This window comes from Pseudomonas sp. 5C2 (genome assembly GCF_034314155.1).
Lineage (GTDB): Bacteria > Pseudomonadota > Gammaproteobacteria > Pseudomonadales > Pseudomonadaceae > Aquipseudomonas.
In genome coordinates this window covers 482,894-499,015 of sequence record NZ_JAVIWH010000003.1, presented here as the reverse complement: position 1 = coordinate 499,015, position 16,122 = coordinate 482,894, and the positions used below count along the sequence as shown (strand labels likewise).

At 57.6% G+C, this 16,122-nt stretch carries 17 protein-coding genes; 11 read left to right on the top strand and 6 right to left on the bottom strand.

The genetic code is table 11. The annotated features are described in order from the left end of the window. Positions 1-16: 16 nt before the first annotated feature. The 8 genes from rpmJ to bfr all read left to right on the top strand — a co-directional run bounded on the left by rpmJ (position 17) and on the right by bfr (position 5,378). A complete protein-coding gene (gene rpmJ, locus RGU44_RS17035) occupies positions 17-133 on the top strand; it encodes a 50S ribosomal protein L36 (protein ID WP_002555468.1) in 117 nt (38 codons plus the stop codon). 131 nt (positions 134-264) lie between these two features. Continuing rightward, positions 265-621, top strand: coding sequence for a 30S ribosomal protein S13 (gene rpsM, locus RGU44_RS17030; RefSeq protein WP_002555467.1), 357 nt, complete (start codon positions 265-267; stop codon positions 619-621). A 30-nt stretch (positions 622-651) separates the two neighbouring features. Further along, on the top strand, positions 652-1,041 hold the full coding sequence (gene rpsK / locus RGU44_RS17025) for a 30S ribosomal protein S11 (RefSeq protein ID WP_002555466.1): 390 nt from the start codon (positions 652-654) through the stop codon (positions 1,039-1,041). Between the two features lie 18 nt (positions 1,042-1,059). Further along, the gene (gene rpsD / locus RGU44_RS17020; protein WP_322166322.1) at positions 1,060-1,680 is read left to right on the top strand and encodes a 30S ribosomal protein S4; all 621 of its coding nucleotides are present in this window, start codon (positions 1,060-1,062) and stop codon (positions 1,678-1,680) included. Between the two features lie 22 nt (positions 1,681-1,702). Then, entirely contained in the window at positions 1,703-2,704 is a 1,002-nt protein-coding gene (locus tag RGU44_RS17015; RefSeq protein ID WP_003176403.1) for a DNA-directed RNA polymerase subunit alpha, read from the top strand. A gap of 42 nt (positions 2,705-2,746) precedes the next feature. Further along, a complete protein-coding gene (gene rplQ, locus RGU44_RS17010; RefSeq protein WP_219062771.1) occupies positions 2,747-3,133 on the top strand; it encodes a 50S ribosomal protein L17 in 387 nt (128 codons plus the stop codon). Positions 3,134-3,303: 170 nt separating this feature from the next. Beyond that, positions 3,304-4,758, top strand: a complete 1,455-nt coding sequence (locus tag RGU44_RS17005; protein ID WP_322218246.1) for a catalase — start codon at positions 3,304-3,306, stop codon at positions 4,756-4,758. A 155-nt stretch (positions 4,759-4,913) separates the two neighbouring features. Then, complete coding sequence (gene bfr / locus RGU44_RS17000) at positions 4,914-5,378, top strand: bacterioferritin (RefSeq protein WP_322182350.1); 465 nt, start codon at positions 4,914-4,916, stop codon at positions 5,376-5,378. 72 nt (positions 5,379-5,450) lie between these two features. Here the strand turns inward: bfr and uvrA are convergent, their stop codons facing one another. Next, positions 5,451-8,294 carry an excinuclease ABC subunit UvrA gene (gene uvrA / locus RGU44_RS16995; RefSeq protein WP_322182348.1) on the bottom strand — a complete coding sequence of 948 codons (2,844 nt, stop codon included), beginning with the start codon at positions 8,292-8,294 and terminating at the stop codon, positions 5,451-5,453. 129 nt (positions 8,295-8,423) lie between these two features. On the opposite strand from uvrA, the gene RGU44_RS16990 reads away from it, so the two are divergent. From RGU44_RS16990 to RGU44_RS16980, 3 genes are all read left to right on the top strand, one after another. Continuing rightward, positions 8,424-9,821, top strand: coding sequence for an MFS transporter (locus RGU44_RS16990; protein WP_322182345.1), 1,398 nt, complete (start codon positions 8,424-8,426; stop codon positions 9,819-9,821). A gap of 9 nt (positions 9,822-9,830) precedes the next feature. Then, positions 9,831-10,364, top strand: a complete 534-nt coding sequence (locus RGU44_RS16985) for a single-stranded DNA-binding protein (protein ID WP_219062767.1) — start codon at positions 9,831-9,833, stop codon at positions 10,362-10,364. A gap of 337 nt (positions 10,365-10,701) precedes the next feature. Next, positions 10,702-11,190: a hypothetical protein gene (locus RGU44_RS16980; protein ID WP_322182341.1), complete on the top strand. Its 489-nt coding sequence runs from the start codon at positions 10,702-10,704 to the stop codon at positions 11,188-11,190. Between the two features lie 253 nt (positions 11,191-11,443). On the opposite strand, the gene RGU44_RS16975 is transcribed toward RGU44_RS16980, so the two are convergent. Genes RGU44_RS16975 through RGU44_RS16955 form a run of 5 tightly spaced genes read right to left on the bottom strand, consistent with a single transcriptional unit; the run spans position 11,444 to position 16,122 of the window. Next, positions 11,444-12,487 (bottom strand): ABC transporter substrate-binding protein, encoded by a 1,044-nt coding sequence (locus tag RGU44_RS16975; RefSeq protein WP_322182339.1) that lies wholly within the window; start codon positions 12,485-12,487, stop codon positions 11,444-11,446. Continuing rightward, on the bottom strand, positions 12,484-13,668 hold the full coding sequence (locus tag RGU44_RS16970; protein WP_322218242.1) for an FAD-dependent oxidoreductase: 1,185 nt from the start codon (positions 13,666-13,668) through the stop codon (positions 12,484-12,486). Before RGU44_RS16970 ends, RGU44_RS16975 begins: the two co-directional genes overlap by 4 nt. After that, positions 13,665-15,026: an FAD/NAD(P)-binding oxidoreductase gene (locus tag RGU44_RS16965; protein WP_322218240.1), complete on the bottom strand. Its 1,362-nt coding sequence runs from the start codon at positions 15,024-15,026 to the stop codon at positions 13,665-13,667. Before RGU44_RS16965 ends, RGU44_RS16970 begins: the two co-directional genes overlap by 4 nt. Continuing rightward, entirely contained in the window at positions 15,023-15,313 is a 291-nt protein-coding gene (locus tag RGU44_RS16960; RefSeq protein ID WP_322218237.1) for a (2Fe-2S)-binding protein, read from the bottom strand. The genes RGU44_RS16965 and RGU44_RS16960 overlap by 4 nt, the downstream gene beginning before the upstream one ends. A 14-nt stretch (positions 15,314-15,327) precedes the next feature. Beyond that, positions 15,328-16,122: an ABC transporter permease gene (locus RGU44_RS16955; protein WP_322182328.1), complete on the bottom strand. Its 795-nt coding sequence runs from the start codon at positions 16,120-16,122 to the stop codon at positions 15,328-15,330.

Sequence of the window (16,122 nt, the reverse complement as noted above, 5' to 3'; positions counted from 1 at the left end):
GTTCGAGGAGTTGGTGATGAAAGTTCGTGCATCGGTGAAAAAGCTGTGCCGTAACTGCAAGATTATTCGCCGCGAAGGTGTTGTTCGAGTAATTTGCAGCGCGGAACCACGTCATAAGCAGCGCCAAGGCTGAGTGTGATTTGTGCTTAAAGCCCAGCAGCTAGTGCGCTGCTGGGTTGATTATTTGTTATTACAGCGATATTATCTCGCGCCCTATTTCTTGGCTTCCGGGGCGTAGGTAGCTGTCAATTGGAGTCCCACTGAATGGCCCGTATTGCAGGCGTTAACATTCCAGATAACAAGCATACTGTTATCTCGTTGACCTACATCTATGGTGTTGGTCGCACCACTGCACAGAAAATTTGTGCAACCACTGGGGTTAACCCAGCGGTGAAGATCAAAGATCTGAGCGACGAGCAGATTGAACAGCTGCGTGGCGAAGTGGCAAAGTTCACCACTGAAGGTGACCTGCGTCGCGAAATCAACATGAAAATCAAGCGCTTGATGGATTTGGGCTGCTACCGCGGTCTTCGCCATCGTCGTGGTCTTCCAGTACGCGGTCAGCGTACCAAGACCAACGCGCGTACTCGCAAAGGTCCGCGTAAGCCGATCCGCAAGTAATCGCACCAGCGCAACGACAGGAATTTAGTCATGGCAAAACCTGCTGCTCGTCCTCGTAAAAAAGTTAAAAAGACAGTGGTTGATGGCATCGCCCACATCCACGCGTCTTTTAACAACACAATCGTCACCATTACCGATCGTCAAGGTAACGCGCTTTCTTGGGCTACCTCCGGCGGCTCGGGTTTCCGTGGTTCTCGCAAGTCCACCCCGTTCGCTGCTCAAGTAGCTGCTGAACGTGCTGGTCAAGCTGCGCTGGAATACGGCCTGAAGAACCTCGACGTTAACGTCAAGGGTCCAGGTCCAGGTCGTGAGTCCGCTGTCCGTGCTTTGAACGGCTGTGGCTACAAGATCGCCAGTATCACCGACGTGACGCCAATCCCGCACAACGGGTGCCGTCCGCCGAAGAAGCGCCGCGTGTAATCCAGGAGACTGTAAGAAATGGCTCGTTACATTGGTCCAAAATGCAAACTTGCACGTCGTGAAGGCACCGATCTCTTCTTGAAGAGCGGCGTCCGCGCTATCGAATCCAAGTGCAACATCGAAGCAGCCCCAGGTATCCACGGCCAACGCCGCGGTCGCCAATCCGATTACGGCACCCAACTGCGTGAAAAGCAGAAGGTCCGTCGTATTTACGGCGTTCTCGAACGTCAATTCAGCGGTTATTACAAAGAAGCAGCCGGCAAGAAAGGCGCTACTGGTGAGAACCTGCTGCAATTGCTCGAATGCCGTTTGGACAACGTTGTATACCGTATGGGTTTTGGCTCTACTCGTGCCGAATCCCGTCAGCTGGTATCGCATAAATCGGTCAGCATTAACGGCAAAACCGTTAACGTACCGTCCTACCAGGTTCGCCCTGGTGACGTGGTCGCTATTCGCGAGAAGGCAAAGAACCAACTGCGCATTGTCCAAGCTCTCGATCTGTGTGCCCAACGTGGCCGCGTAGAATGGGTAGAAGTAGACACTGAGAAAAAATCTGGCGTCTTCAAAAACGTTCCAGCTCGCAGTGATCTGTCCGCCGACATCAACGAAAGCCTGATTGTCGAGCTCTACTCCAAGTAAGGGCTAGAAAATAGGTGCATCCATGCAGATTTCGGTAAATGAGTTCCTGACACCCCGCCATATTGATGTGCAGGTTGTCAGTCCAACCCGCGCCAAGATCACGCTCGAGCCTCTCGAGCGTGGTTTCGGCCACACCCTGGGCAACGCGTTGCGACGCATCCTGTTGTCCTCAATGCCCGGCTGTGCAGTAGTCGAGGCCGAGATTGACGGTGTACTCCATGAGTACAGCGCCATCGAAGGTGTACAGGAAGACGTAATTGAAATCCTGTTGAACCTTAAAGGTCTGGCTATCAAGCTGCACGGTCGAGACGAAGTTACGCTGACCTTGTCGAAGAAGGGTTCGGGGGTGGTTACCGCTGCCGATATTCAGCTGGATCATGATGTCGAGATCGTTAATCCCGATCACGTAATCGCTAACCTGGCGTCTAACGGCGCCTTGAACATGAAGCTCACCGTAGCTCGTGGTCGTGGTTATGAACCGGCCGATTCGCGTCAGAGCGATGAAGACGAAAGCCGCAGCATTGGTCGCTTGCAGCTTGACTCTTCGTTCAGCCCGGTTCGCCGTATCGCATACGTGGTGGAAAACGCCCGTGTCGAGCAGCGTACTAACCTGGACAAGCTGGTTATTGATCTGGAAACCAACGGTACCCTGGATCCTGAAGAGGCTATTCGCCGCGCTGCAACTATTCTGCAACAGCAGTTGGCTGCGTTCGTCGATCTCAAAGGTGACAGTGAGCCAGTGGTTATCGAACAGGAAGACGAGATCGATCCGATCCTTCTCCGTCCGGTTGACGATCTGGAACTGACTGTACGTTCGGCCAACTGCCTTAAGGCGGAGAACATTTACTACATCGGCGACCTGATTCAGCGCACCGAAGTAGAACTGTTGAAGACTCCGAACCTGGGTAAGAAATCCTTGACTGAAATCAAGGACGTTCTGGCCTCCCGTGGTCTGTCCCTCGGCATGCGCCTCGACAACTGGCCGCCTGCAAGTCTTAAGAAGGACGACAAGGCGACTGCCTGATCGTCGTAATCACCGAACGTTGTGTTTGGTAAGGAATGAACCATGCGTCATCGTAAAAGTGGTCGTCACCTGAGCCGCACCAGCTCACACCGCAAGGCCATGTTTCAAAACATGGCGGTGTCGCTGTTTGAGCACGAGCTGATCAAAACTACACTGCCGAAAGCCAAGGAACTGCGCCGCGTTGCCGAGCCGCTGATCACCCTGGCTAAGACAGACAGCTTGGCTAACCGCCGTCTGGCCTTCGACCGTACTCGTTCGAAAGCCATCGTTGGTAAGCTGTTCAACGACCTGGGCAAGCGTTATGCAACCCGTGAGGGTGGCTACCTGCGCATCCTCAAGTGCGGTTTCCGCACTGGCGACAACGCGCCTATGGCGTACGTCGAACTGGTTGATCGTCCGGTTGGTGGTGTTGTAGAAGCTGCTGAATAAGACGTCAGTCTGTACAAAGAACCGGGCCTAGTGCCCGGTTTTTTGTGTCTGAATGATTAGTAAAATCTATCGATATTTATAATTTAATGAATTTGATGGCGTAACAAAATTGCCCAATACTCCTCTCAAGCCGTTTAGCCGGTTGGACACGTTAGAGAGGAAGATTTCGTATGAGCCTGAATAAAACGATTACGACTGCCAGTGGCGCTCCTGTCGCTGATAACCAAAACTCCCGGTCCGCAGGCCCGCGTGGCCCACTGTTACTCGACGATTTTCACCTGATCGAGAAACTTGCACACTTCAATCGCGAGAATATCCCGGAGCGCCGCGTGCACGCGAAAGGCTCGGGTGCTCACGGTACTTTCACGGTCAATCGCGACATCACTCAGTACACCAGCGCTAAATTGTTTGAGTCCGTGGGCAAGCAGACTCCAATTTTCATGCGCTTCTCTACCGTCGGTGGTGAGCGTGGTTCGGCAGACACCGAGCGCGACCCGCGTGGTTTTTCGATCAAGTTCTATACCGAAGAAGGCAACTGGGACATCGTCGGGAACAACACGCCCGTTTTCTTTATCCGTGACCCACTTAAATTCCCTGACTTCATTCACACCCAAAAACGGTTGCCCCAATCCAACCTGAAAAGCGCGCAAATGATGTGGGACTTCTGGTCGCACTCGCCCGAGGCGCTGCACCAGGTCACGATCCTGTTTTCGGACCGTGGCATTCCGGATGGCTACCGTCACATGCACGGCTTCGGCAGTCACACATACAGCCTGATCAGCGCGACGGGTGAGCGTCATTGGGTCAAATGGCACTACAAGACTAAGCAAGGTATCAAGAACCTGGCACCTGCTGATGCCGCGCGCCTGGCAGGTACTGACCCGGATTACTCCCAGCGCGATCTGTTCTCCGCGATCGAGAAGGGTGACTTCCCGAAATGGCGGGTGTGCATCCAGATCATGACTGAGACTCAGGTGGCCGCCCATCACGAGAACCCGTTTGACGTGACCAAAACCTGGTCGCAGAAAGAGTACCCGCTGATTGAGGTCGGCGAATTGGAGCTGAACCGTAACCCGCAGAACTACTTCGCCGAAGTCGAACAGGCCGCGTTTGCGCCAAGTAATAGGGTGCCTGGTGTTGGTTTGTCGCCTGATCGCATGCTGCAAGGGCGTGTCTTTGCTTACGCTGACGCACAGCGCTATCGGGTCGGTACCAACCACCAGCAATTGCCGATCAATGCGCCAAAGAGCCCGGTTAACAGCTATCAGCGTGATGGCGCCATGAGCTTTGGCAGCAATGGTGGTGGAACGCCTAACTACGAACCCAACAGCTACGCTGACGCCCCTAAGCAGGCCCCGCGTTATGCTGAGCCCGGGTTGGCGCTGAGCGGTGAGGCCACACGTTACGATCATCGTCAGGACGGTGACTACTTCAGCCACGCGGGTGCGCTCTTCAACCTGATGGACGATGCACAGAAAGCACTCTTGATCGGCAACATCGCCGGCGCGATGGCCGGTGTGACGGCTGATGTCGTGCAACGTCAGCTGCAATACTTCTACAAGGCCGATCCTGCGTACGGCGAAGGCGTCGCCAAAGCCCTTGGTGTGCAACTGAACCAGGTCTAAGTTGAAGCGATATACAGAACCGCCCTCAAGGGGGCGGCTTTTCGCATTTGATTGTTCGGCTTTCGCCGTGTTTTCACATTTTCTGGCTTTTTGTGAAGTGACCTCCCCGGCGGGTTGGTTCAAACTACGGCCTTTCAAGCAGGGAGATGAGGGCGATGCAAGGTCACCCGGATGTAATCGATTACCTCAATACGCTGCTGACGGGGGAGCTGTCAGCCCGCGATCAATATTTTATTCATTCGCGGATGTACGAGGACTGGGGCTTCAGCAAGCTCTACGAGCGTATCAACCACGAAATGGAAGAAGAGACCCAGCACGCCGATGCCTTGATGCGCCGGATCCTGATGCTCGAAGGCACGCCGCGCATGCGTCCCGATGATCTGGACATAGGCACCACGGTCCCTGAGATGCTCGCCAGCGATTTGCGCCTTGAGTACAAGGTGCGTGCCGCGCTTTGCAAGGGAATTGAGCTCTGCGAGCTGCACAAGGATTACGTAACCCGCGAAATCCTGCGCATTCAGTTGGCCGATACCGAAGAAGATCACACGTACTGGCTGGAACAGCAGTTCGGCCTGATCAAGTTGATCGGTCTGGAGAATTACCTGCAATCGCAGTTCTGATTCCCGCACCACAGCCATAAAAAAGCCCTGCCGCAGAAAAAATGCGGCAGGGCTTTTTCGTTAGCGCACCGGCTAGACTGCGTCGGCTTTATCCCGAAGCAGCAGCGGTTTGAGGTAGTGGCCGGTGTAAGACTGCTTCATCTCTGCGACTTCCTCCGGGGTACCGCAGGCGATGATCTGGCCGCCCTTGGAACCGCCTTCCGGACCCAGGTCCACCAACCAGTCAGCGGTCTTGATCACATCCAGGTTGTGCTCGATCACCACTACGGTATTCCCGTGATCGCGCAGACGATGCAGCACGTCGAGCAACTGCTGAATATCGGCGAAGTGCAAACCGGTGGTCGGCTCATCGAGGATGTACAGCGTCTTGCCCGTATCACGCTTGGACAACTCGCGTGACAGCTTGACCCGCTGCGCCTCGCCGCCCGACAGCGTGGTCGCGGACTGCCCCAGCTTGATGTACGACAGCCCAACATCCATCAGCGTTTGCAGTTTGCGCGCCAGTGCAGGTACGGCATCGAAGAACACCCGAGCTTCCTCGATGGTCATCTCCAGCACTTCGTGGATGTTCTTGCTCTTGTATTTGATTTCCAGCGTTTCGCGGTTATAGCGCTTGCTCTTGCACACATCGCAAGGCACGTAGATGTCCGGCAGAAAGTGCATCTCGACCTTGATCAGACCATCGCCCTGGCACGCCTCACAACGGCCGCCCTTCACGTTGAACGAGAAACGTCCCGGGCCGTACCCGCGTGAGCGCGACTCTGGAACACCGGAAAACAACTCGCGAATAGGTGTGAACAACCCGGTATACGTTGCCGGATTGGAGCGCGGGGTTCGACCGATGGGGCTTTGGTCGATATCGACGACTTTATCCAGGTGCTGAAGGCCATCGATGCTGTCGTGCGCCGCGGCTTCTAGCGTGGTTGCGCCATTCAGGGCCGTGGCGCTGAGCGGGAACAGTGTGTTGTTGATCAGCGTCGACTTGCCCGAGCCGGAAACACCGGTCACGCAGGTCAGCAGACCGATCGGGATTTCCAGATCGACATTGCGCAAGTTGTTGCCACGCGCGCCCTTGAGGGTCAGGTTCAGCTTCTTGTCGCGTGGCGTGCGCTTGGCCGGTACTTCAATCTTCACCCGGCCTGACAGGTATTTGCCGGTCAGTGAATCAGGATGCGCCATGACTTCGGCCGGCGTGCCTTGCGCAACGATGTGCCCGCCATGAATACCGGCACCAGGGCCGATGTCCACCACGTAGTCAGCCAGGCGAATAGCATCTTCGTCATGCTCGACCACGATCACCGTATTGCCGATGTCACGCAGATGCTTGAGCGTGCCCAGCAGCCGGTCGTTGTCCCGTTGATGCAAGCCAATGGACGGTTCGTCTAGGATATACAGGACCCCGACGAGGCCCGCGCCGATCTGGCTGGCCAAGCGAATACGTTGGGCTTCACCGCCAGACAAGGTATCTGCACTGCGGTCCAGGGACAGATAATCCAGGCCGACGTTGACCAGGAACTGCAGGCGCTCGCGAATTTCCTTGAGGATCTTGTCGGCAATTTCACCGCGCCGTCCGGTTAGCTTCAGCGTGCTGAAATACTCGGTAGCATCGCCGATGGGCAGACTGGTCACGGCCGGCAGGGTTTTTTCGCCTACCCAGACATGCCGCGCCTCACGACGCAGACGGGTGCCACGGCAATCCGGGCAGGGCTGAGTGCTGAGGAACTTGGCCAGCTCTTCGCGCACTGTGGCCGACTCGGTCTCGCGATAGCGCCGCTCGAGATTGGGCACGATGCCTTCGAACGGATGCGCACGCTTGACGATGTCGCCGCGATCATTGAGATAGCGGAAGTCGACGTTCTGCGTGCCGCTGCCATTCAGGAGGATTTTCTGCTGATCGGCGGGCAACTCGTTGAACGGCACTTCGAGGCTGAACCCGTAGTGGCTCGCGAGAGAGCCGAGCATCTGGAAGTAATAGACGTTGCGCCGGTCCCAGCCACGAATCGCGCCTTCGGCCAGCGTCAACTCGCCATTGACCAGACGCTTGATGTCGAAAAACTGCTTCACACCCAGGCCGTCGCAGGTCGGGCACGCGCCAGCCGGGTTATTGAAGGAGAACAGCTTGGGCTCCAGCTCGCTGATGGCGTGTCCACAGATCGGGCAGGCAAACCGTGCGGAGAAAATCATTTCCTCGCCCGGCTCGTCATCCATCGGCGCGACCCAGGCGATACCGTCAGCCAGTTTCAGCGCGGTTTCGAAGGACTCGGCCAGACGCTGCTGCATGTCTTCACGAACCTTGAACCGGTCAACCACCACGTCGATGGAGTGCTTCTTCTGTTTATCCAGCTTGGGCAGTTCATCGAGTTCACATAGCCTGCCGTTGACCCGTGCGCGGACGAAGCCTTGAGCGCGCAGCTCTTCGAAGATCGCCAGGTGCTCGCCTTTGCGCTCGCGAACCACAGGCGCCAGGAGCATCAGTTTGCTGCCTTCAGGTTGCGCCAGTACCAGGTCGACCATCTGGCTGACGGTCTGCGCTTCCAGCGGAATATCGTGGTCCGGGCAGCGAGGCTGGCCGACACGCGCATACAGCAGGCGCAGGTAATCGTAGATTTCGGTGATCGTGCCCACCGTCGAACGCGGGTTGTGCGACGTGGATTTCTGTTCGATAGAAATCGCCGGCGACAGCCCTTCGATCGTATCGACGTCCGGCTTTTCCATCATCGACAGAAACTGCCGAGCGTACGCGGAAAGCGACTCGACATAGCGCCGCTGCCCTTCGGCGTAAAGCGTATCGAAGGCTAGCGACGATTTACCAGAACCGGAAAGACCGGTAATGACGATCAATTTGTCGCGTGGCAGGGTCAGGTCAATGTTCTTCAGGTTGTGGGTTCGCGCCCCACGTATCAGGATCTTGTCCACTGCGGCCTCGCTTGGCGGGCTTAAACACGGGAGTATACGGCTCCATACCATTACGCGGCAAAGCGTCGCGTATGTGCTCTACATCGATGGGACTGGTAGAATCGCTGCCGGTTCACACGAGGTTTTTCCATGCACGATCCCCTTAGCGAACGCATGAGTGGCAGCGAGACCCGCGCAGCAAGCGGTCTGGCGCTGGTGTTCGCCTTCCGTATGCTTGGCATGTTTATGGTTTTGCCGGTGCTGGCCACCTATGGCATGGACCTGGCGGGCGCGTCTCCTGCGCTCATCGGTCTGGCTATCGGCGCTTATGGCCTGACCCAAGCGGTGCTGCAGATTCCATTCGGGATGATTTCCGACCGGATCGGTCGGCGGCCAGTAATTTATCTGGGCTTGATCATCTTTGCTCTTGGCAGCTTGCTGGCGGCCAATGCGGACTCGATCTGGGGCGTGATCGCCGGACGGATCCTGCAAGGGGCTGGCGCCATCTCGGCGGCGGTGATGGCGTTGCTCTCGGACCTTACCCGCGAACAGCACCGCACCAAAGCGATGGCCATGATCGGCATGACCATCGGTCTCTCCTTTGCGGTTGCCATGGTCGTCGGCCCCTTGCTGACCCGCGCGTTCGGCCTGTCGGGGCTGTTTCTGGCCACGGGCGGGATGGCGCTGGTAGGGATTCTGATCGTCGCCTTCATGGTGCCGAAGTCGACCGGACCACTGCAGCATCGCGAATCGGGCGTTGCACGTCAGGCGTTGGGCCCGACCTTGCGTCATCCCGACTTGCTGCGCCTGGATTTAGGTATCTTTGTGTTGCACGCGATGCTCATGTCCAGCTTCGTTGCCTTGCCTCTGGCGTTGGTCGAAAAAGCCGGTTTGCCCAAGGAACAGCACTGGTGGGTCTACCTGACCGCGTTGCTGATTTCGTTCTTTGCGATGATCCCGTTCATCATTTATGGTGAAAAGAAGCGCCAGATGAAACGTGTATTGCTCGGGGCGGTCAGCGTGCTGCTGCTGACTGAGCTATTCTTCTGGGCATTCGGCGATACGTTGCGGGCTTTGGTGATCGGGACGGTGGTGTTCTTCACCGCGTTCAACTTGCTTGAGGCCTCGTTGCCGTCGTTGATCAGTAAAGTGTCACCGGCAGGCGGAAAAGGCACGGCGATGGGGGTTTACTCCACCAGCCAGTTCCTCGGTTCGGCGGCTGGCGGCATTCTTGGCGGCTGGTTATTTCAGCACGGTGGATTGAGCATTGTGTTCCTCGGCGGGGCTGGCCTGTGTGCCATATGGCTCGCCTTTGCTGTTACTATGCGCGAACCACCGTACGTGACGAGCCTGCGTGTGCCGTTGACGCCAGAAGCACAGCGCGAAGCCGGCCTGATTGAGCGTTTGATGGCCGTCACCGGAGTAACAGATGCAGTGGTGGTGGCTGATGAAGCTGCCATCTATATCAAATTAGACACCGAACTATTGGATCGCACGTCCCTTGAGCGCTTGGTCAACGACCCGGCGCCGACAGCGTGCGAAGCCTAGGAGAACGTTATGGCCCGTGGGGTTAACAAAGTCATATTGGTCGGTACATGCGGCCAGGATCCCGAAGTTCGCTACTTGCCTAACGGTAACGCCGTGACCAACCTGAGTCTGGCGACCAGCGAACAGTGGACCGATAAACAAACCGGTCAGAAGGTCGAAAAGACTGAATGGCACCGTGTTTCGATGTTCGGCAAGGTTGCTGAAATCGCCGGCGAATACCTGCGCAAAGGTTCGCAGGTGTACATCGAAGGCAAGCTGCAAACCCGCGAGTGGGAAAAAGACGGTATCAAGCGCTACACCACTGAAATCGTCGTCGACATGCAAGGCACCATGCAACTGCTGGGCGGCCGTCCACAAGGCGAAGGCGCTCCACAGGGTCAAGGCGGCATGTCCAACTCCGCGCCGCGCCCTCAACAGTCGCGTCCGCAGCAGTCCCAACCGCAATCCCAGCCACAACGCGAATCGCGTCCTGCGCCACAGCAGCAGGCCGCACCGCAACCGGCTCCGGATTTCGACAGCTTTGATGACGATATTCCGTTTTAGGATATAGCTCCTCAGCTGTAAAAAAGGCCCGTAGCGTCCAACGCTACGGGCCTTTTGGTTTGTGCGTAGCCCATGTCTGCGATTCATTGACCTCCATCTACCGGTGGGAGCCGCCCTACTCGAATAGGTTTCGGTTTGGTTTTCTGGATGACTGAGTTATACGGTTACTTAAAGTACTGCGCCACTTACTGCACAAGTTGTTAATTGCTAATTATGTCAACATGGATTGATGGATGGTTCATGTGGGAATACTCCTGGAAATTATTTTTAATAATTAGATGTGCCGCTATAAACCAGCCATTTGCTATGATTTTCTTTTTTTAGGCGGCGGTTGGAAATGGAGTGGGCAAGAGGTGGCCTAATTAAGGTTCGTGTTTCTGAGTTTCCAGGATATTTTGAAGTAAAGGGTTTTGAACGGAACTACCTTGACTATTTTGATCGTGCCTGTTGTCCGTGGCGTTTTTTGTACGCTATCGGCTTTGTAATTATTGCTTTTGGTTTGACAGGCTTCTTTGTAAGCCCTACCGCTATCATTTTTGATTCAAAGCTCAGCACAATGATTTCGCATCTGATCAGCCTCAATCGTGGGTCCATGATTGAGGCTGGCATTCTATGTATGGTGTGTGCCGCCCTGCTGGACGAATGGGCCAACCAGAGTCTGCTTTCACCAAAATTATACTTCGACAAACATTATCGGCTTGAGATGTCTGACACATCAGTTGCCGTGTTGACGACAAAAATACTTTATCAGAAGGGTGACAGATTCTACGTATGTTCAGAACGGGAACTCAAGGCGGCTATACGTGCCGTACAAGGAGCGGGTTGAATACGAGGCGCAGTGATGAGTAATGGTTTTTCTCCGGCTGAGTGTTCTATGAGTATGTTGAGTTATTAGGTGAGGATGATCCCGCTGTCATCGGAAGTGAGGTTATATAGAACTTAGTGACGTGTAGGCGCGCGCTTGCTCGTGATAAATCGGCTCTGCCCGGTGCGATAGTGAATCCACTACTTTTCCGACTCTGTTAGCCGATCGCGGCGGGACGCATAGTTGCAAGCGCGCTCTTACATGGTGTTGCTCTCTACCGCTCGATCGTCCGGCTCCAGCGCGCATTCCATTCCGGGCGTTGCTGATTAACCTGATCCCAATCAATCGAGATGGCCGTCTCCAGGTATGCGTTCATCGCTGCGACCTGGCTGCGGGTTTTATCGGTGGTTGGGGTTTTTGGGTTGGAGGGGATTTGGTCGCCTTCTTCCAGTGCCGGGGCCTGCGCTTCCGGGCTCAGGAGGTAGGCGGCGAGTTTTTGCGCGAGCTCGGGCTGGTTGTTGTTGGCGATGGTGCATTCGGCGACGTTGAGTACCACCGCACCTTCTTTGGGTTGTGCGTATTCAACCGGCACGCCGAGCAGTTTCAGGGTGGAGACCTGGGTCGGTGTCAGGGGGAAGAGGGCGGCTTCGTCGGTTTGCACCATTTCGGAAATCTTCGCTGAGCTGGCGATGTATTCCAGTACGTTGGGGCCGACGGTTTTCGGCCAGGCCTTGAAGCCCGGTTCGACGTTGGTTTCGCTGCCGCCCTGGATACGGTTGAACATCAAGAAGCCGTGCAGGCCATAGGTCGACGAAGCCAGGGACTGGAAGACTACTTTGTCCTTGTAACGACTGTCGGCCATGTCCATCCACGAGGTGGGAGCGCTCCAGCCTTTCTCCTTGAACATTCGTGTGTTGTAGGCGAGGCCGGTGACGCCCAGGGTTACTGCTGCGGCTTCTTCCTTGATCCGAGCCTTGGCCGGAATGTCTGCCAGCGCCGCGCTTGGCTGCAGCTTGCCGCACAGGCCCATGGAGATGGCGCGGTACATGATGCCGTCGTCGAGGAACATGACGTGTAGTTGCGGGTTGTCCTTGCTGGCCTGGACCTTGGCCAGAATGTCAGAAGAGGTGCCGGGTACGATCACCACCTTGACGTTATTGGCCTTCTCAAAAGCCGGCAAAACCTTGTCGGCATAGACGCGTTCCATGGTGCCGCCGTTCATGCCCAGATACAGCGTCGGTTCGGCATGCGCCGGTGCCGTGAGCAGCAGGCTGGCCAAGGGTAGACAAGACAGGGCGATACGTTTGACGTTCTTCATTGAAGTGACCTTCCTCTAGGCAATTGAATGACGGTCCCCGCGTGCAGCGACCGGTTTGGCGTAAACGCGGCGGGTTGAAAGCGGCTGATGGAAAACGCTGTGATGGGTTGTGTTGTGCCGCCGGTACAGACCAACTCGGCCAAGGCTTCACCCACTGCCGGGCCGATTTGGAAACCGGCACCGGCAAAGCCGAAGCCATGCAGCAAGCCGGGTTGAGTGGTGCTGGCGCCGATCACCGGTTCGCGATCGGGCAGATAACCTTCGGTGCCACTCCAGGTACGAATCGCCTGAGCGCCTGTCAAAAAGGGGTACAGCTCGGCGGCGTTGCGCAGGATATCCAGCACGGCGGCCTGTCCAGGGCGAGCCGACTCCGGGCCTAACGCGAACCCCTGGCCGCCGCCCAGTACGCAATTCCCGCGTGCGACCTGGCGCGCATAAATCCCGCCGCCTTCCACGCCGGTACTCACATCCATGACCATGGGCAATGGCTCGGTGACGAGCATCGCCGGATGCCCTGACTGCATCGACACCGGTTCGCCGAACTTGGCGGCGAGGGTGCCAGCCCACGCACCCGCACAGTTGAGCAGCCATGGTGCGCGGACCGTTAAACCCTTGGCGCTACGCACCTGAAACATCTGCCCATCGTGCGCGACGTCGATGACGTTGGCCTGCTCGAACACTTGCGCGCCCAAGCGTTGCGCGGCGCGGGCAAAGGCCGGAGAGACGAGTCGTGGGTTGGCGTGGCCGTCATCGGGGCACAGCGAGGCACCGACTGCCACATCGCCGACCCAGGGGAAGCGTGCTCGCAACTCGGCACGGTCGAGCAGTTGCAGGCCGAGGCCAAAGCCTTGGCTGTCCTCGGCGTAGGCCTGCAGCGCGGCCATGTCTTCATGGCTGCGGGCGAGCTTGAGATGCCCTGAGCGCACGTACTCCCCGTCGATGCCGATCAGTTCATGCAAGCGGCCCCAGATCTGGTGGGCGCGTTGGGACAATGGCAATTGGCTCAGCGGTCGACCCTGACGGCGCACACCGCCGTAGTTCACACCACTGGAATGTGAGCCACAAAAGTCACGCTCCAGCAGTGCCACGCGCTTGCCCATGCGGACGAGCATCAAGGCTGCCGACGCACCGACAATGCCGCCGCCGAGAATCACCACATCGGTTTCGATCACTGCGCTCATGGCTCGATCTCCACGCCGAACGGTAACGGCTTGATCGGTGCCTGACCGCGCAGCCGACCGATACTGTCCAGCGCCCGGCCGCTGCGTTGGGCGACGATTTCTGCCGCTGCCGCGCCGCACATTCGGCCCTGACACCGGCCCATACCAACCCTGCAATGGGCCTTGACCCGGTTGAGTTCCCAATGACCCTCATCGACCACTGTCCGCACGTCGCCGACCGAGACCTCTTCGCAGCGACACAGGATCAATTCATCGGGCGCTTCAGCGGCCCAATGTGTTGGGAAGGGGAACGCTGTTTCCAGACCATGCCGAAAGCGTTCGATGGCCGCGAGTTTGTGTTCCAGATGTGTACCGCGCGCGCTGTCGACGTTGTGTCCGCTGTCTTCGAGCAGCGCCAGGGCGGCACGCTCTCCGGCCATTTCTGCGGCGTCAGCGCCCATGATGCCGGCACCGTCGCCCGCCAGGTATACCCCTTCAACACTGCTGCGCCCGGCACTGTCGCGACGTGGCAACCAGGCACGGTTCAATGCGCTCCAGAGGAATTCGCAGGCCAGTAGATCGGCCAGTTGCGTCTCGCTGCGCAACGCGTGGGCGAACGCGATGGCATCACACCCCAGGCGTTGTTGGCGCTTACCTTTGTGCCAGAGCGCAGCACTGACCCGTTGTTCGCCGTCAATGCGTTCAAGTGTTGCGCCCTGATGCACCGGGATACCGTGAGCGGTCAACCAACTGCGGTAATACAGGCCCTTGGCCAAGGTGCCGGGCTGACCGATCAAAGCAGGCAATGCTTGGCATTGGGCGCTGAAGGGGGCGCTGTCGAGCACTGCCACGACCTTGGCGCCAGCCTTGGCGTATTGATACGCGACCAGATACAGCAGGGGGCCGCTGCCACAAAAGGCCACTCGCTCACCGATGGCGCAGCCCTGATATTTCAAGGCGATCTGTGCGGCGCCCAGGGTGTATACCCCCGGCAAGGTCCAGCCCGGCACCGGTAGAACGCGGTCGGTGGCGCCAGTGGCGACGATGATTCGTGAGTACTCCAATCCGCTGGCGTGTCCATTGTGCAGGGTATCCAGGCGGCCGTTTTCGGCATTCCACACCAGTGTTTCAGGGCGGTAGTCGATCTGCGCTGCCAGCTCATCCATGGTGCGATGGACCGCGTCGGCTTTCGAGGCCTCGAAGCCGTACACTTGCTGTGCCGAACGCTGAAAATTCGCGGGTTGGCGCCGATAAATCTGCCCGCCACCGCGCGGGGCTTCGTCCACCAGGCAAGGCTTGACCCCATGGGCCAGCAGGGTTTGCGCGGCCCGAATCCCTGCCGGGCCGGCACCGACAATGACCACCTTATGTTCGCTCATGGCCTGCGCCCTGGTTCACGGCTGACGTCTTGGCCTGCTTCGAGCAAGGTTGAGCAGGCGCGCACGCGGCGGCCGTCGCCCAGGCGTACCCAGCAATCCTGGCACGCACCCATCATGCAGAAGCCCGCGCGCGGTTCGGCACTGAAGTCGCTGCCGCGCACGTGCTCGGCACAGATCAATACGGCGGTCAACAGGGTGTCTCCCTGCAAGCCATTGGCCGGCTGACCGTCGAGGGTAAAAGCCAGGCGTGGACGATCAAGTTCGGCCAGTCGTTTGAACAACGCCATCTCAGTGCCCCCCCTCAATGTTTACCGACCAGAACCCGGTCCAGGCCATAGACCCTGTCGAGCAGAATCATGGTGCCTGCGGTCAGGGCGATGACCAGCGCCGAGACAGCTGCCATCATTGGGTCGATGGATTCGGTGGCGTACACATACATGCGCACCGGCAGCGTTTGGGTCGCGGGTGAGCTGACGAAGATCGACAGGGTGACCTCGTCGAAACTGTTGATGAACGCCAGCAGCCAGCCGCCAGCTACCCCCGGCAGAATCATCGGCAAGGTGATCTGACGAAACAGGGTAAGGCGGCTGGCGCCAAGGGATTCGGCGGCCTGCTCGGCGCTACGATCAATCCCGATGGCTGCGGCGATCACCAGGCGCAACACGTACGGGGTGATGATCACAACGTGAGCCAGCATCAGCCAGAAGAAGCTGCCGTTGACCCCCATCAGTGCGAACAGACGCAGCATCGCCACGCCCAGTACCAAGTGCGGAATGATGATCGGCGAGAGGAACAGTCCGTTGAAAAAATCGCGGCCGGGGAATTTATAGCGGGTGATCGCCAGCGCGGCTGGTACCGCAATCAAGGTCGCCAGAGTCGCGGCGACGAAGGCCAGGATCAGGCTGTTGTAGAACGCGTGGATAAAGTCTGCGCGTTCGAATACCGCCCTGAACCAGCGCAGAGAGAAACCGGAAGTCGGCAGGCTCAGGGTGTTCTCTGGAGTGAAGGCCACCAGGCATACCACCACCAGCGGCGCCATCATGAACAGCACCACCAGCGTATGAAATCCCAGAGACAGAGGACCATTTTTAGACAT

What these genes read in the sequence shown, in the direction of transcription:
- rpsM (WP_002555467.1), top strand. Translation starts at nt 265, where the DNA reads ATGGCCCGTATTGCAGGCGTTAACATTCCAGATAACAAGCATACTGTT.
- RGU44_RS16990 (WP_322182345.1), top strand. Translation starts at nt 8,424, where the DNA reads ATGCACGATCCCCTTAGCGAACGCATGAGTGGCAGCGAGACCCGCGCA.
- RGU44_RS16985 (WP_219062767.1), top strand. Translation starts at nt 9,831, where the DNA reads ATGGCCCGTGGGGTTAACAAAGTCATATTGGTCGGTACATGCGGCCAG.
- rpsK (WP_002555466.1), top strand. Translation starts at nt 652, where the DNA reads ATGGCAAAACCTGCTGCTCGTCCTCGTAAAAAAGTTAAAAAGACAGTG.
- RGU44_RS17005 (WP_322218246.1), top strand. Translation starts at nt 3,304, where the DNA reads ATGAGCCTGAATAAAACGATTACGACTGCCAGTGGCGCTCCTGTCGCT.
- RGU44_RS16975 (WP_322182339.1), bottom strand. Translation starts at nt 12,487, where the DNA reads ATGAAGAACGTCAAACGTATCGCCCTGTCTTGTCTACCCTTGGCCAGC.
- RGU44_RS17015 (WP_003176403.1), top strand. Translation starts at nt 1,703, where the DNA reads ATGCAGATTTCGGTAAATGAGTTCCTGACACCCCGCCATATTGATGTG.
- RGU44_RS16955 (WP_322182328.1), bottom strand. Translation starts at nt 16,122, where the DNA reads ATGTCTAAAAATGGTCCTCTGTCTCTGGGATTTCATACGCTGGTGGTG.
- RGU44_RS16965 (WP_322218240.1), bottom strand. Translation starts at nt 15,026, where the DNA reads ATGAGCGAACATAAGGTGGTCATTGTCGGTGCCGGCCCGGCAGGGATT.
- rplQ (WP_219062771.1), top strand. Translation starts at nt 2,747, where the DNA reads ATGCGTCATCGTAAAAGTGGTCGTCACCTGAGCCGCACCAGCTCACAC.
- rpsD (WP_322166322.1), top strand. Translation starts at nt 1,060, where the DNA reads ATGGCTCGTTACATTGGTCCAAAATGCAAACTTGCACGTCGTGAAGGC.
- RGU44_RS16970 (WP_322218242.1), bottom strand. Translation starts at nt 13,668, where the DNA reads ATGAGCGCAGTGATCGAAACCGATGTGGTGATTCTCGGCGGCGGCATT.
- rpmJ (WP_002555468.1), top strand. Translation starts at nt 17, where the DNA reads ATGAAAGTTCGTGCATCGGTGAAAAAGCTGTGCCGTAACTGCAAGATT.
- bfr (WP_322182350.1), top strand. Translation starts at nt 4,914, where the DNA reads ATGCAAGGTCACCCGGATGTAATCGATTACCTCAATACGCTGCTGACG.
- RGU44_RS16980 (WP_322182341.1), top strand. Translation starts at nt 10,702, where the DNA reads ATGGAGTGGGCAAGAGGTGGCCTAATTAAGGTTCGTGTTTCTGAGTTT.
- RGU44_RS16960 (WP_322218237.1), bottom strand. Translation starts at nt 15,313, where the DNA reads ATGGCGTTGTTCAAACGACTGGCCGAACTTGATCGTCCACGCCTGGCT.